The following is a 12,790-nucleotide window of genomic DNA, read 5'->3' as shown; positions in this document are numbered from 1 at the left end:
GCGGTTGGGGTGTTTGTCTGTGAGGGCTTCATCCCGCTTTCCTCCGGGTGCTGGCACCGTGTTGATGCTTGCGGCCATCGGCCAGGCCGGTTTTGTAGCCGGTCCAATACAAAAAGGCAGCGTTGAAGGCCAGAAAGATCAGCGCGTAGATCTGTGTCGAAGTCATGTGGTGTGATCCTGGTGCTTGGCTGGTGGTGGCAGCGTTGGGTCAGTTGTTCGGTTCAGCCGCATCGGTGTGCGCTTTGCCCATCTCTTCGTCCGCCTTGTACGCACGTATGTCGATCAGGGCGGCCACGTGTTTGATGTGGGCAAACTTGGTGGCCTTGCGGCTGCTGTCGAGTGTGGTGATCGGCAGTTGAATCCGGCCGCTGATGATTTCCGCGATGAACGACTGTTCGTTCAGGTAACGAAAGTACTGTTCGCGCAGCTTGTCGAGGGGGATCAGCACGTCACCGAAGTTGCGATACAGCAGCTCAACGGTAGCCGCGTCCGGTGCTGGCACTAGCCGCAGCGGGCTTTGATTGGCATTACTCATGGGAGGGCGCGCTCGTTTTGGGTGGGCGACGGGTCGGGTGGTGCCAGGCGTTCAGGCAGTGGCGCTTGGTCAGCTCGCGCAAATGTTCCGGCACTTCAAGGAGCGCAGCGTTGCGCTCCTCGCGTGTCGGCATGGCCACGATCTGCCGCGCGTATTCCCTAGGCCACGTCACGGTGGTCAGCCGCAATCGGTGGCAGGGCTAGGCCTAACTGTTCGGCCAGCCAAGCGATGCCGGGCTGACGCACCCGGGTCGACTGGCTGTACTGCATGCCGAGTTCAGCGTGGAACCAGTTGCTGTCCTTGACCCGTAAAAACTCGCGATCCCGAACCGGGAAGGCTGGCAAGTTACGGTCATTGAGCAAGCCTTTATCGCGCATCAACTTGATCAGCTTGGGCCGCGTTGTTCCCAGGTGCGCGGCCGCTTTGGCGAGGGTGCGTTCCATACCCCCTCCTAAGCGGCGAGCGCGGCAGGAACCACCGACGCAGCTAAGTGGGTGAGGGACTGCATCAGCCGATCAACGCAGTGTTGCTCGTCGCCATAGGCTGTAAAACACTGAGTGCGCGGGCATGTGTCGCCGGCGACGATGATCGCCGTGATGCCCGTACGGCTAAGGGTGAGGTGCACAGCCACTCGAACGTCTTCATCGAAACCGATGTCGAGCAACAAGGAGCCGCCGTTGCGCACCAATTGGCGCAACTGCTCGTGTTGTTTGGCGTCCAGCAATTGTCCACGTTCGACTGACTCAGCGCTCACGCGTGGCGTTGCCGGTTCGGCAGTGTCCATGCGGCCATTGACGATGGACTCAATAAAGTCAGCGACCACCAGGTGCGTGTCTTTGTTAGGGGCATGCACCATTAGGCTGTGCTTCTCGTGGCCCATGATCACAGTGAACACCGTCTCGGGTGAACCACGCTCAACCTGTAACTCAAAGGTCAACGGCTGGTTGGTATTTTGGGGGCGGCAAACGTGGTTAAACGTGCCGTTCAAATTGACCTGCGCAGCCAGTAGGCGAAGGGTTTTATCCGCCAAAGTAAACCGGTTCATGCCGCATGCCCTCCGTTGTTTGGATCGAACGGGGTAGGGCGATTGCTGCGCGGAACCAGCGTAGGCTTGTGGTTGTGGAGGACGACCAAGCAGCCGGTGGTGGCTTGCAGCTGCTCAATCAGTCGACGGTTACTGGCGCACGTTGGGTGGACGTGCAGGGTTGCTGTGGTGTGCATGGTGTTGCCTCGCTCTGTGGTGGGAGAGTGAGGTTAATATCAACCAATGGTTGATTTGTGTCAACAGCTAAAAAAGGCCTATTGATTACTGCAAACCGTAACTAATTTTCTTTGTCAAAAATCGAAATGATGTCATATTGATGTCGCGCGCTGAGCGCTCAGGATTAAAACTGCTTTAGCTATAATAAAGCGCTTAAAAATTGATTTCAGACTTGTTGATATAAGTGATTAATTACAATGAGACACACACAGCTGTTATTTTCTAAGTATCTATGGCTGGGGGTGATACTTCTTCTTCTAGCTATTATCCTTAATAAATATTTCGGTCAAATAGGTTTTGTGCTCTATGTCATTATCCAGCTTTTGCAAAGTGTGGCAGTAGCAATTATCGTAGCCTCTATATTTACTTACACGATGGGTACTGCTGAGTTTGTAGATAAAATTAAAGATCTGTTAGAGGATGTAGTTGTTAGTAGGCGTTTTCTTGGTAATCTCAGCACCAAGGATAAAGAAGAAGCGTTGCACGCCATTCTCAAAGCTAGTGATGAGGAAAGTAATAAGTATTCTAATATTACTAGATTTTATGAGCATCATGTCAGTAATACTCTTGAAGTTAAGAATAAAAGTGTTCGGAGTAATTATACTATTACCGCGCGGGCTTTTTATGATTATGAAAAAAAGTTAGTGGCTGTTAATGGGATCTATTCTTATAGGTTGTTTCCGGCAGCATCTGGGTATCAACCAATACAGGTCGGATTTGATGAGGGGGACATAAACTCCCGAGTTGAGAAAGTAATCGTCCATAAGCCGGATGGGCAAAGAAAAGTTTTTGATGCTGTCGAGCTTTTTCCTCAAGAAAATGTCGGGTCACATGATCGGCTGGGCTCTATTGATACAAACGAAATTGGAAGTGGTCACGACCATTTAGATATTGAATTGCATGTGCGAGAGTACGGCCTAGATCACTGGTTTATGTTTACCTTTAAAGCATTGCAGCCCACTGATGGATTTCGTCTAAATCTGACATGTATAAATGGTTTAGAGGTGAGGAAGCACTGTGTATTCGATTCGGGGAATGCATACCACGTTGATACAGTTGGTAGTCACGAGTTGAACATTGCATGCCATCAATGGATCAAGGAAGGTGTTGGGGTGTCCGTCTTGATATCTATTCCTCATAAGTTTGATGGCAAGGGTACATCAAAAGAAGAAGTTATATCGTTTGAGCAGACCCCCCCCTTGAGAGCTGTACTTTAATACGGTTAATATTCACTCAGGTATAAACGACCCAACTACCTTTCCACAAATATGCGTCTCTTCCGTAATATCAATGATTGGATATTGCGGATTGATCGGGCGCAGATAAAACCGAGTTGCATCCTCTACCAGTACCTTGAAGGTCACTTCATTGGTACGCGGAACCCGCGCAACCACACGATCCCCTGTGTTGGCTGGCACCTCTGGATCAACAAAGATAATGCAGCCAGTCGGGTAGCTTCTACCTGGCCCTGGGTTAGTCATTGAGTCGCCCAAGACTCTCAGTGCATAGCCACTCGGACTAATAGGCACTGGGCATGAAAGCCACTCGTCTGCGTCGTAAGGTTCAAAGTTGCAGATCGACTCGCACCAAGCCCCGGCTTGTACCCATGAAATGAGCGGCACCTTACCAAAGCGTTCAAGCAGGCCGCTGACGTTGCTATCGTCGCCAACTCGCAGTTGATAAACATTGCCTTCGCCGATCTGCTCTTTAGGCAGAACACCGTATTCCAGCCACTCACGGCGTACTTTCAGCCAGTCGCACAGGGCGACCATGCTGTCGGCCTCGGCCATAGCCTCGCCTTTCAGCCACTTGCTGATCGCTTGGGTGGTTTTCTGGACCCCCACGCTTTTCAGGCGCTTGTGAATGTCCACTCCGCGTCCACGGGTGCGAACCCCGGCGTCGTCGAGTGCTTCATGTAGGCGCGCGCTAAACGCGGCGCGTAACTCATCTTTATCAACCATAGGTTGAGACTCTCATAGAGCTTGCGCAAAAGTCAGTTGATGTTTAATATCAACCGCAAGTTGATAAATAGAGGTTGCCATGCTGAACCCCGCAGATTTTCCGAATGCCATTGCGTTCGCGTTTGAAGCTGTAGGTGGCATCGGTGCCGCAGCCAAGGTGTGTAAACGTAGCTATCAGGCGCTGAACAAATGGCGTCAGGCAGCGTGTTTGCCTCGGACTGATTACACCGGTGAAACCCGCTATGCCGAGCTGTTAGCAGCAGCGGCAAGCAAAAACGGTCACTCGTTTGAAGCTGCATGGTTGTTAGAGGCATCGTCGCCCCATAAAGCGGCAGCATAGATTAGAAAGAAAAAAGGCGACCCATAAGGCCGCCCAGTTCCTCCCGACACACACCACCACAGTGCTGTCGGGTCGCGGTAAAGGTAGGCGGGCACACCACATGCTAAACCACCTCCCTTTAACCGCGCTTTCCAAGGCTCGGAAGCCTTGGGTTGCTGCCTTCTCCACCACAGATCTGGCAGCTGTTGCGCCAGAGGTGAGCGACGGATCGCTCGCCTTGGCACGGTGCCGGTTTCGATCTTGAGAATCTAGACCGGCTTTTTGGGCCCTTACAAGCCACGCGGCAAATGTACCACCACAATACGCCGCGCGGCACTGGCAACATTCAAGGATTAATGCCATGAGCCGTATTGCTCTGAGTTGCATCCAGCGAGCGCGTCGGGAAATCCTGCCGCTCGATTTGGCGCTGTACCACGCTGCACGCGATTACCCTGGCGGCGCTGCTGCCATTGCCGCCACCACCGGCCGTAACCCCACCACGCTGCAACATAAACTGTCCCCGACTCACCCAAGCCACACGGTGAACGTTCAAGAGTTCGCTGAGATCCTTGAGCTGACCAAAGACCGCCGCATCCTGGATGCGGTGCACGCGTTGGTGGGCGACACGATCTGGCAGGAGCTGGCCGAGGCGTATACCGATGACATGCCCGAGACGCTGACCACCGGCCTTGCCGTGTATTTCCGTCAGGTTGCGGATCTGGCCGACACCTGGGCCAAGAGCATTGGCGACGGCGTGGTCAACGACAGCGAACTGGCCGAGATCCGCCTGCAAGTGTTTCGCGGTATCCAAGGGCTGCTGGGTTTGTTCAACCGTGCCTGCTACGTCAACTCGACCACGCGAGGTGGCGACCGTGGCTGACATCGCTGATTTTGCCAACGACCTGGTGCAGGAACGTATCGATCAAGCACTGGCAGCGCGTAAGGCGTTGCCGGTGTTTGAGTCTTACGAGTTCTGCGTGGATTGCGATTCAACTATCCCTTTGGCCCGTCGCATGGCCGTCACCAGTTGCACACGCTGTGCAGCCTGCCAACAACTGAATGAACAAGTAGGTACTCGTTATGCTCGATGACGTTCTCGGTCAATTCGCTGACCACGGCCTTGAGCCTGCGCAACCGCTGACTTTCGGTAAACTCACCCGCTGCAAGACTACGCAGGACAAGGGCAAGGAGAAAAACGGCTGGTACGTGATCCATGAGCACCGCACCGAGAAAAACGAAATTCTGATTTTCGGCAGCTTCGGTGATTGGCGCACGGGCGACAGCAACAAGATCAAAGTAAAACCCGGGCGCATGAGTCAGGAGGAGCGCGACGTGATGCGTGCTCGTCAGGAAGACGCCAAGCGGCGTGCCGCTGAGGTGGCCGCCAATGCCGCTCGCCGGGCTGCCAATCGCGCGGCGTTCTTGTTCAAACACATGCCGGAAAAGGGCCGCAGCGCCTATCTGGAACGCAAGCAGATCATTGGGATGCGTGTACGTTATGCCCCTCGCACCGGGGCATTGCTGATCCCCATGACCACCGCGCGTGACCAGATCGTCGGGCTGCAAGTGATCTACCCCGAGAAGCAGGCTGATACCGGCCGCGACAAGTCATATTGGCCACATGGCATGTCCAAAGAAGGCGCTTATCACCTGATCGGCCCGCATCCTGAACCCGGCGAGCCGGTGTTGGTGTGTGAGGGCTACGCCACCGGCGCAAGCCTGCACATGGCCACCTCGTTTGCGGTGGCCATTGCGTTTGATGCAGGCAATCTCAGCGCTGTGGCCAAGGCCATGCGCGAGCGTTTCCCCGGCCGTGCCTTGATCGTGTGCCGCGACGATGATTGGAAAACCAAACGCCCCAACGGCGAGCCCTGGAACCCCGGTGAAGAAAAGGGCAGCAACGCGGCCTTGATCGTCGGCGGCCAAGTGGTCGGGCCGATCTTTTCAGGTGAGCGCGACATCAAGTGGACGGACTTTAACGACCTGCATTGCGCCGAAGGGCTGGACGCGGTGCGCCGTCAGGTATTGGCGGTGGTCAAACCGCCGGCAGCCGGTGGCTGGAAAGACCAACTTGCCCGCACTGAGAACGGCTCACTGATTGCGCACATGCAAAACGTCGAGCTGATCCTGGGGAACGATGAGCGCTGGGCCGGGGTGATCGCCTTCAGCGCATTCAGCTCCAAGATCGTCAAATTGCGCACGCCGCCGTATGGCGGTGGCACCGGTGATTGGGGCGACATCGACGACATCCGCGTCATGAAGTGGCTGGCTCAGCAATACAACCTGCGCGTCAAAGCCTCCAGCGTGATCGAGGCCGTCAGTGTTGTGGCCCACGACCACGCCTTCCACCCGGTGCGTAACTACCTCAATAAACTGGAATGGGACCGCGTGCCTCGCCTCGACACGTGGCTGAATACAGTTATGGGTGTAGCCCAAAGCGGCTACAGCGCCAAGGTCGGCAAGCGCTGGATGATCTCGGCCGTGGCGCGTGTGATGCGCCCCGGCTGTAAAGCGGACTCGGTGATGATCCTTGAAGGCGGGCAGGGCGAAGGCAAGTCGACGGCCATGAGCATTCTTGGTGGTGACTGGTTTATGGACACGCCGTTTGCCCTGGGCGACAAGGACGGCTTTCAGGCGATCCGGGGCAAATGGATCATCGAGCTGGGCGAGCTGGACAGCTTCAACAAGGCCGAAAGCACCAAGGCCAAACAGTTTTTCTCCGCGTCCACCGACACCTACCGCGAGAGCTATGGCCGCAGAACCAATGACGTGCCACGCCAGTGTGTGTTCGTGGGCACCACCAACCAGGACGAATACCTTAAAGACGCCACGGGCAACCGCCGTTACTGGCCGGTCGCGTGTACCAAGGTCGATCTGGAGCAACTGCGCGAGATCCGCGACCAGCTGTGGGCCGAGGCGATGTTCTGTTACGAAGCAGGCGAGATCTGGTGGGTCAACCGCGACGAAACCGCGATGTTCTCCGAAGCCCAAGATGAGCGCTTTGTGGTGGATGAATGGGAAGGTCCGATCCTGAACTGGCTGGAAGAATCGCAGATCGGTGAAACCACCAGCGGCAGCGAGGTGTTGGCCAGCGCGCTCAAACTCGACTTCGGCCATTGGGGCAAGCCTGAACAAATGCGCGTGGGCGCGATCATGCACCGGCTCGGATGGCGACGTGTGCGCCTGCCAGCATTGGCTAAAAGCGGGCAGCGTCCTTGGGCTTACAAGAAGCCCCAAGGTTGGGGCGGCGCCTCGGCCTTGCAGGTGCAGAAAGTCGAGGAGCCTTGCTTTGATTAAGCGCATCGACACCTTGCTCAAGCTGTGGGCGGAAGACCTGCACAGCGAATCACCCGAGGGCACGGGCAGCGGCAACATGATTGCCATGCTGATGGAAACCAAGGGCGAGCTGATTCGTGGCACGCGTGGCAGTCGGGTGTTGCTCGACGAGTCGGCGGACATCGAGCTGATCGTCAACAAACACCTGCCGCCGCAGTTGTCTGTGTTGGTGCATGAGCACTACTGCAACCACGACAGTTTCTTGTCGCAGAAGATGCTTTATTGCGGATGCAGTGCGCCGACCTATTACCGCCGCCTTCACGAGGCACACCAGTGCATCGCTAACCTGTTGCTCGGGAAGCAGGCTGCGTGATCCTGCTCACTACCTTTGCCTATCACACCTCAATGGCCCGCCTTGTCCCGCTGCTTTGTGTCGCAGTGGGTCAGCCGCAGGCCGCGTCGTTGACGGGCTGTCCCACCGTCCCGCTTAAAAGTGCCTCCCGCCCATGTGAGCGCAGCGGGCAGACATACGCGCGTGTCACGCGCACGCGTGTTTTTATAAACCTCTCTCTACACGAGAAAAAAGTAAAAGAAGTAGGACAGTGGGGCACAGTCTTTGATTTAGGCGTTCTCCCTTGTCCCACCTTTAACCTGAACAGTGGGGCAGGGCAGACAGACCCCAAAAGCGCTAGCCGGGGTGATGTATTCGCCGACATTCATCGGGCGTTCACCCGCGTAACCCACTTATTCACCGGTGGCATTAAAAGCGGCTTGCTGCCATGAGAATCCACCTGTAAAAAGTAGTCATCTTCGATAGGTGCGACCGCAGAGAGCGGCAGGCACCCACCACTAAACCCGGCCCTTGCGCCGGGTTTTTGCGTTTATGGGGCAGGCGATGACAACAGAGCAACAAGCGTTAGCTGATATGCCGATCTGGCTACTGATCGTCCTCTCCATGATCGGCGGGGTGTCCGGCGAGATGTGGCGGGCGGACAAGGACGGGGCGCGAGGCTGGTCACTGGTGCGGCGCTTGGTCTTGCGCTCCGGTGCCTGCGTCGTGTGCGGGTTGTCGACGATGATGCTGCTTCACGTCAACGGCGTTTCACTCTGGGCGTCTTCGGCACTGGGCTGCCTCACAGCCATGGCCGGCGCGGATGTGGCCATCGGGCTTTATGAGCGCTGGGTTGCAAAGCGGTTGGGTGTTTGTGACCTAACTGCAAAGGATAGTGAGCGTGGACAGTAACGACAAAATGATGTGCTGACTGCTCCGTAGGTAGGTGTAGGCGCCGGCCTACGGAGCATGGTGGGTTGCTTGGTTCCGATACGCTTTTAGCTTGGAATATCTATTTCGCGAAGAGTTACCGTGGAAGTGCCGGCGTAATAGCCCTGTTCATTTATCCGTTTTACTACGTCGTCCTTATCAATGCCGGTTGGCAGCTTGTCGTGTTCACTATCGACTGAGCGCTGATGGCTTAAGCCTTTTAGGAAATTAACATCGGTGATCGAGATATCTTTGATGCTCTTGTTTTTTTCAACGATCAGAATTTTCTCAAGTTCCTGATCACTATAGATGTCTAACAACATTCTGAATGTCCTTTCCAGTTAAGAGTGTTGGGTAATTCCTTGGCCGACCTGGTTATCGAGGCCGATCATTTCTCTGTAGTGCCAATCCAGCGACTTGCCATCCTGGCAGGTCCTTATACCTGCAAAGGTGAGCTAATGAGCAAGTCCACGCTGACTGTATATCTTCCTGACCGCCCTTTACCCCTTTGCGTTGAGGCTGACACCTTCAAGTATTTTGGGTGTGAGCTGGCATTGGAAAAAGACGGAGAAATCGTAGCTCGTTCGTCTGATCGTGGTTTTGTTGTCCAGTCCGACCTGTTGCGTGAGCCGACATTGGGCTATGGCGTACAGCCAATTGATCGGGTTGAATCATGTGTTGCGCTGCCCGCCCCCGCCCGGCTCGCTGAGTTCAAGACTAATCCTGCACCTGCTTGGCCGTTCTCGGTTGGCATGGCTGTTGGTGTTCTATCAAGCGGTTGTGTAGCAGTCGCGTTGCTGATAGGTGCTTAAAACGACGGCGTTTGTGACGTTACCACCCCATCGGATCGCTCGTAATAATCCCCCCGTGTTCAAATCCTGCCGGGGACCCTGGGCATTTTCCACGGGTACGGGGCAGGAAACCCGCGGGAAATCGTTAGCCGCTGGGCTGGCAGCTTATTGAAATTCAATCCATTGAAATTGAAAGGCTTGCATTGAAAAGCCGTTGAAAAGGAGGGCTTGTGACAGACCCCATCTTTCTGTCGAAGAGCGCCTTTGCGGCTCACATCGGCAAGGCGCCGAGTTACATCACCTGGCTTCGAAAGAACAACCGACTGGTGCTGTCAGCGGATGAAAAGCTGGTTAACGTCTACGCCACCATCGCGCTGATTCGCGAGACGGCCGACCCCAGCAAAGCCGCCGTCACGGCCCGGCATCAAGCGGATCGGGTGCAGCGCGACGTGACCAGCCAGTTGTCCCCGCTGGTCGAATCCACGCCGAGCATGGCTGCGCCGCAGCCCGCCATCGGCCCGGCCGGTAAGCAACCTGACTTCCAAAAGGCCCGAGCCCATCGCGAGTACTACCTGGCGCAGTTGGCCGAGGCGGAATTCCACAAGGTGCAGGGCTCGCAGGTCGAGCTGGAAGCCGTGAAAACCGGCGCCTTCAACGCGGGCCGTTTGCTGCGCGATCAACTGCTGGGCATGCCGCCACAACTGGCCCCCGAGTTAGCCGCCATGACCGACCCGTGGGAAATCGAACGCCGCCTTACCGCTGCGATCCGCGCTTCGCTGGAAGACGCCGAGCGCATGTCCTCGGCTGACCTGGTTCACGCCCTCAACCACAAGAGTTAACCCATGCACACGGAAATCCCGAACGGTGCAGAGGTGTACCGCGAGGCGTATTTCCGTGGGCTACGGCCTGACCCGTCGCTGTGGGTCGACCAGTGGGCCGACGAATACATGCGCATCCCGCGTGACACCGGCGCCGCCGAGCCCGGCCAGTACCGCACCTCGCGCACGCCCTATGCACGCGAGCCCATGCGCTGCCTGTCACCGGCTCACCCCTGCAAACGCGTGGTCACCATGGTGGCCTCGCAGTTAATGAAAACCCAGATCGCGCTGAACTGGATCGGCGGCCTGATCCACATGGTGCCGTCCAACATCCTGACCCTGCTGCCCAGCCTGAGCCTGGCCAAGCGGGTCTCGTCACGGATCGGCAAGACCATCAAGGCCACGCCGGTGCTGCGCGAGCGCGTGGCGGCGACCCGTTCGCGTGACTCGCGCAACACCATGGACACCAAAGAGTTCGAAGGCGGCTCGCTGTACGTCACCACCGCCGGTTCTGCGGCCAACTTGGCCGAGCTGTCGGCGCGCTACATCTACGGCGATGAGATCGACCGCTGGGATGTCGACGTGGGCGAAGAGGGCGACCCCATCGAGCTGGCCGAAACCCGGGGCAGTACCTTCGGCCGAAACGCCAAGTTTTACTTCTCCAGCTCGCCCACGATCAAGGGTGCATCGCGTATTGCTGATCTGTTTGAAACCAGCGACCAGCGTTACTACTACGTGCCATGCCCGCACTGCGGCCACATGCAGGTGCTGGAGTGGGAAAACCTGCACTACTCGGCCGATTACCGCGTGGTCCATTACCAATGCGCCGGGCCGGACTGCGACGTACTGATCGAAGAACACCACAAGGGCCTGATGCTGGCTCATGGCGAATGGCGCTCCCACGCGCAGGGTGACGGCGAAACCATCGGCTTTCACCTCAACGCCCTGTATTCCCCGCTGGGTTGGATGGACTGGCCGTCGCTGGCCAAGCAGTTTGAAAAAGCTAAGAAGGCGCAGAACCGGGGTGACCTGGAGCCTATGCAGGTGTTCTACAACACCCGTCTGGCCAAGGTCTGGGACAGCGCCCAGGAACAAACCAAAGCCACGGTATTGAGAGACCGCGCACGCCTTGAACCGTTCGGCCTCGGCGCCATGGTCCACCGCGTGCTGATGCTCACTGCCTCGGTCGACGTGCAGGCCAACCGCCTGGAACTGATGGTGATGGGTTGGGGCGTGGGTATGGAGCGCTGGGTGATCGACTTCCAGATCATCTGGGGCGACCCGGCAGACGACCGTACCTGGGCCGTGCTCGATGACAAACTCAAGGTGCGCTACCCACATCCGTGCGGCGTGGGCCTTGGCATCTTGGCCACCGCTGTCGACTCCGGTGGTCACCACACCGACGAGGTCTACCAGTTTTGCCGCGTGCGCCGGTGGCGCAACATCTTCGCCATCAAGGGCGCGAGCAAGCCGGGCAAACCGGTGATCGCACAACGCCCGTCGATGGTCGATGTAACCTGGAAAGGCCAGACCGAACGCAACGGCGCTGAGCTGTGGTTCGTCGGTACCGACACCGCCAAGGACTGGATCTACAACCGCTACCCGTTTGAAGACGGGCCGGGCGCCTTGCACTTTGCCAACGACTTGCCGGACGAGTTCTTCGACCAGTGCGTGGCCGAGCGCAAGGTGGCGCGCTACGTGCGCGGCCACAAGCGCATCGAGTGGGTGAAGGGCAAAGCCGAGCGCAACGAAGCCCTCGACCTGATGGTGTACAACCTGGCCATGGCGCATTACCTGGGCCTGAACCGCTACAAGGAACACGACTGGGAGCGCATCCGCCAAGCCCTAGCGCAGGCCGGGTTGTTCGATGAAAAACCGGTACAGGCCGAACGCCTTGCCGCGCCCGTTGCAACACCCACAAAGCCCGTGCAATCACCGGTTGAAACGGCCCCACCTGTGGCCGCTCAGCCGCAGCCGGTCGCACGCCCCCCACAACGTCGCAGCTCCAGCAGTGGCTACTTGAAGCGCCGTTGAAATTAAAGGATCTCGATCACGGGGGTAATGAGCTTGGCGCCGATGGCGATCTCTTCGGCGACCAGGCTTTTTAGGGTCTCCTTACTGCCTTCTTTCATGGTTTCTGCAATCCGCTCACGGATGGAGTGACCATGGGTGAGGCAGTGCGGCATGGCTTTTAGTGCCTCAAACCCTTTGATCGTCAGCACTGCCCCTGTCACCTGACCCGAGGGAGTAACTTCGCCGTTCAGAAAACCGGAACCGATCAACCAGCGGACGCTCGCCAGAAAGAATTGCACGTCATTGTCGGGCAATTTCAGCAGGCAATCATCATTGCCTTCCGGGGTGGTGGCCGGGGGCATGAGCTTGGCTGCGATCAAGTCACAGGGCATTGGAAAGTGCGTATACAGATCATCAAAAATTTTGCCAGTCAGGTTGTTGAAATTATCGATATTGGAAACTGACATGTCACAGGACTCCGATCCATAAGTGCTGAGCGCGAGAAAGTCAAAACAGTGACTGAATCGTAGCCGGTTCAGCCAATCCGGCCCTACT

Annotated in this window: 19 protein-coding genes; 10 read left to right on the top strand and 9 right to left on the bottom strand. The window is 56.9% G+C overall.

Translation table 11 applies throughout. The features are described 5' to 3' along the window. Window positions 1-28: 28 nt before the first annotated feature. From V6F78_RS05340 to V6F78_RS05315, 6 genes are read right to left on the bottom strand one after another with little or no spacing between them, the layout of a single operon-like run. A complete protein-coding gene (locus tag V6F78_RS05340) occupies window positions 29-166 on the bottom strand; it encodes a hypothetical protein (protein ID WP_156466854.1) in 138 nt (45 codons plus the stop codon). Window positions 167-208: 42 nt separating this feature from the next. Then, entirely contained in the window at window positions 209-535 is a 327-nt protein-coding gene (locus tag V6F78_RS05335; protein ID WP_169837211.1) for a pyocin activator PrtN family protein, read from the bottom strand. Continuing rightward, on the bottom strand, window positions 528-668 hold the full coding sequence (locus tag V6F78_RS05330) for a hypothetical protein (RefSeq protein ID WP_169836228.1): 141 nt from the start codon (window positions 666-668) through the stop codon (window positions 528-530). The genes V6F78_RS05335 and V6F78_RS05330 overlap by 8 nt, the downstream gene beginning before the upstream one ends. Window positions 669-693: 25 nt before the next feature. Next, a complete protein-coding gene (locus V6F78_RS05325) occupies window positions 694-978 on the bottom strand; it encodes a phage antirepressor KilAC domain-containing protein (RefSeq protein WP_169895302.1) in 285 nt (94 codons plus the stop codon). Window positions 979-986: 8 nt separating this feature from the next. After that, window positions 987-1,580 carry a hypothetical protein gene (locus V6F78_RS05320; protein ID WP_332726778.1) on the bottom strand — a complete coding sequence of 198 codons (594 nt, stop codon included), beginning with the start codon at window positions 1,578-1,580 and terminating at the stop codon, window positions 987-989. Continuing rightward, window positions 1,577-1,756, bottom strand: coding sequence for a hypothetical protein (locus tag V6F78_RS05315; RefSeq protein ID WP_169859428.1), 180 nt, complete (start codon window positions 1,754-1,756; stop codon window positions 1,577-1,579). Before V6F78_RS05315 ends, V6F78_RS05320 begins: the two co-directional genes overlap by 4 nt. A 237-nt stretch (window positions 1,757-1,993) precedes the next feature. Here V6F78_RS05315 and V6F78_RS05310 point away from each other — a divergent pair, with 237 nt between their 5' ends. Continuing rightward, on the top strand, window positions 1,994-3,013 hold the full coding sequence (locus tag V6F78_RS05310) for a hypothetical protein (RefSeq protein ID WP_332726777.1): 1,020 nt from the start codon (window positions 1,994-1,996) through the stop codon (window positions 3,011-3,013). Window positions 3,014-3,025: 12 nt separating this feature from the next. Here the strand turns inward: V6F78_RS05310 and V6F78_RS05305 are convergent, their stop codons facing one another. After that, entirely contained in the window at window positions 3,026-3,757 is a 732-nt protein-coding gene (locus tag V6F78_RS05305; protein WP_332726776.1) for a LexA family protein, read from the bottom strand. A gap of 79 nt (window positions 3,758-3,836) precedes the next feature. On the opposite strand from V6F78_RS05305, the gene V6F78_RS05300 reads away from it, so the two are divergent. The 6 genes from V6F78_RS05300 to V6F78_RS05275 all read left to right on the top strand — a co-directional run bounded on the left by V6F78_RS05300 (window position 3,837) and on the right by V6F78_RS05275 (window position 8,595). After that, entirely contained in the window at window positions 3,837-4,097 is a 261-nt protein-coding gene (locus V6F78_RS05300) for a hypothetical protein (RefSeq protein ID WP_332726775.1), read from the top strand. 340 nt (window positions 4,098-4,437) lie between these two features. Next, window positions 4,438-4,956, top strand: coding sequence for a phage regulatory CII family protein (locus V6F78_RS05295; protein WP_070413142.1), 519 nt, complete (start codon window positions 4,438-4,440; stop codon window positions 4,954-4,956). Continuing rightward, a complete protein-coding gene (locus V6F78_RS05290) occupies window positions 4,949-5,167 on the top strand; it encodes a TraR/DksA family transcriptional regulator (protein WP_169836236.1) in 219 nt (72 codons plus the stop codon). The genes V6F78_RS05295 and V6F78_RS05290 overlap by 8 nt, the downstream gene beginning before the upstream one ends. Next, the gene (locus tag V6F78_RS05285) at window positions 5,157-7,373 is read left to right on the top strand and encodes a VapE domain-containing protein (RefSeq protein ID WP_169837199.1); all 2,217 of its coding nucleotides are present in this window, start codon (window positions 5,157-5,159) and stop codon (window positions 7,371-7,373) included. The genes V6F78_RS05290 and V6F78_RS05285 overlap by 11 nt, the downstream gene beginning before the upstream one ends. After that, complete coding sequence (locus tag V6F78_RS05280) at window positions 7,366-7,725, top strand: PA0613 family protein (RefSeq protein ID WP_332726774.1); 360 nt, start codon at window positions 7,366-7,368, stop codon at window positions 7,723-7,725. The genes V6F78_RS05285 and V6F78_RS05280 overlap by 8 nt, the downstream gene beginning before the upstream one ends. Window positions 7,726-8,247: 522 nt before the next feature. Continuing rightward, window positions 8,248-8,595, top strand: a complete 348-nt coding sequence (locus V6F78_RS05275) for a phage holin family protein (protein ID WP_169872821.1) — start codon at window positions 8,248-8,250, stop codon at window positions 8,593-8,595. An 86-nt stretch (window positions 8,596-8,681) separates the two neighbouring features. On the opposite strand, the gene V6F78_RS05270 is transcribed toward V6F78_RS05275, so the two are convergent. Next, window positions 8,682-8,936, bottom strand: coding sequence for a hypothetical protein (locus tag V6F78_RS05270; protein ID WP_332726773.1), 255 nt, complete (start codon window positions 8,934-8,936; stop codon window positions 8,682-8,684). Between the two features lie 135 nt (window positions 8,937-9,071). On the opposite strand from V6F78_RS05270, the gene V6F78_RS05265 reads away from it, so the two are divergent. The 3 genes from V6F78_RS05265 (at window position 9,072) to V6F78_RS05255 (ending at window position 12,256) form a co-directional block, all read left to right on the top strand. Further along, complete coding sequence (locus V6F78_RS05265; RefSeq protein ID WP_169964887.1) at window positions 9,072-9,425, top strand: hypothetical protein; 354 nt, start codon at window positions 9,072-9,074, stop codon at window positions 9,423-9,425. Between the two features lie 209 nt (window positions 9,426-9,634). After that, window positions 9,635-10,243, top strand: a complete 609-nt coding sequence (locus V6F78_RS05260) for a terminase small subunit (RefSeq protein WP_332726772.1) — start codon at window positions 9,635-9,637, stop codon at window positions 10,241-10,243. Window positions 10,244-10,246: 3 nt separating this feature from the next. Next, on the top strand, window positions 10,247-12,256 hold the full coding sequence (locus V6F78_RS05255; RefSeq protein WP_332726771.1) for a phage terminase large subunit family protein: 2,010 nt from the start codon (window positions 10,247-10,249) through the stop codon (window positions 12,254-12,256). Window positions 12,257-12,258: 2 nt separating this feature from the next. On the opposite strand, the gene V6F78_RS05250 is transcribed toward V6F78_RS05255, so the two are convergent. Then, window positions 12,259-12,702 carry a hypothetical protein gene (locus tag V6F78_RS05250; RefSeq protein ID WP_332726770.1) on the bottom strand — a complete coding sequence of 148 codons (444 nt, stop codon included), beginning with the start codon at window positions 12,700-12,702 and terminating at the stop codon, window positions 12,259-12,261. Between the last annotated feature and the right edge of the window lie 88 nt (window positions 12,703-12,790).

It is taken from the genome of Pseudomonas sp. ESBL9 (assembly GCF_036668715.1).
GTDB classification, from domain to species: Bacteria; Pseudomonadota; Gammaproteobacteria; order Pseudomonadales; family Pseudomonadaceae; genus Aquipseudomonas; species Aquipseudomonas lundensis.
Note: the sequence above shows the minus strand (reverse complement) of the source record. Positions and strands in the feature narration are given on the sequence as shown.

What these genes read in the sequence shown, in the direction of transcription:
- V6F78_RS05340 (WP_156466854.1), bottom strand. Translation starts at nt 166, where the DNA reads ATGACTTCGACACAGATCTACGCGCTGATCTTTCTGGCCTTCAACGCT.
- V6F78_RS05335 (WP_169837211.1), bottom strand. Translation starts at nt 535, where the DNA reads ATGAGTAATGCCAATCAAAGCCCGCTGCGGCTAGTGCCAGCACCGGAC.
- V6F78_RS05330 (WP_169836228.1), bottom strand. Translation starts at nt 668, where the DNA reads ATGCCGACACGCGAGGAGCGCAACGCTGCGCTCCTTGAAGTGCCGGAA.
- V6F78_RS05325 (WP_169895302.1), bottom strand. Translation starts at nt 978, where the DNA reads ATGGAACGCACCCTCGCCAAAGCGGCCGCGCACCTGGGAACAACGCGG.
- V6F78_RS05320 (WP_332726778.1), bottom strand. Translation starts at nt 1,580, where the DNA reads ATGAACCGGTTTACTTTGGCGGATAAAACCCTTCGCCTACTGGCTGCG.
- V6F78_RS05315 (WP_169859428.1), bottom strand. Translation starts at nt 1,756, where the DNA reads ATGCACACCACAGCAACCCTGCACGTCCACCCAACGTGCGCCAGTAAC.
- V6F78_RS05310 (WP_332726777.1), top strand. Translation starts at nt 1,994, where the DNA reads ATGAGACACACACAGCTGTTATTTTCTAAGTATCTATGGCTGGGGGTG.
- V6F78_RS05305 (WP_332726776.1), bottom strand. Translation starts at nt 3,757, where the DNA reads ATGGTTGATAAAGATGAGTTACGCGCCGCGTTTAGCGCGCGCCTACAT.
- V6F78_RS05300 (WP_332726775.1), top strand. Translation starts at nt 3,837, where the DNA reads ATGCTGAACCCCGCAGATTTTCCGAATGCCATTGCGTTCGCGTTTGAA.
- V6F78_RS05295 (WP_070413142.1), top strand. Translation starts at nt 4,438, where the DNA reads ATGAGCCGTATTGCTCTGAGTTGCATCCAGCGAGCGCGTCGGGAAATC.
- V6F78_RS05285 (WP_169837199.1), top strand. Translation starts at nt 5,157, where the DNA reads ATGCTCGATGACGTTCTCGGTCAATTCGCTGACCACGGCCTTGAGCCT.
- V6F78_RS05275 (WP_169872821.1), top strand. Translation starts at nt 8,248, where the DNA reads ATGACAACAGAGCAACAAGCGTTAGCTGATATGCCGATCTGGCTACTG.
- V6F78_RS05270 (WP_332726773.1), bottom strand. Translation starts at nt 8,936, where the DNA reads ATGTTGTTAGACATCTATAGTGATCAGGAACTTGAGAAAATTCTGATC.
- V6F78_RS05265 (WP_169964887.1), top strand. Translation starts at nt 9,072, where the DNA reads ATGAGCAAGTCCACGCTGACTGTATATCTTCCTGACCGCCCTTTACCC.
- V6F78_RS05255 (WP_332726771.1), top strand. Translation starts at nt 10,247, where the DNA reads ATGCACACGGAAATCCCGAACGGTGCAGAGGTGTACCGCGAGGCGTAT.
- V6F78_RS05250 (WP_332726770.1), bottom strand. Translation starts at nt 12,702, where the DNA reads ATGTCAGTTTCCAATATCGATAATTTCAACAACCTGACTGGCAAAATT.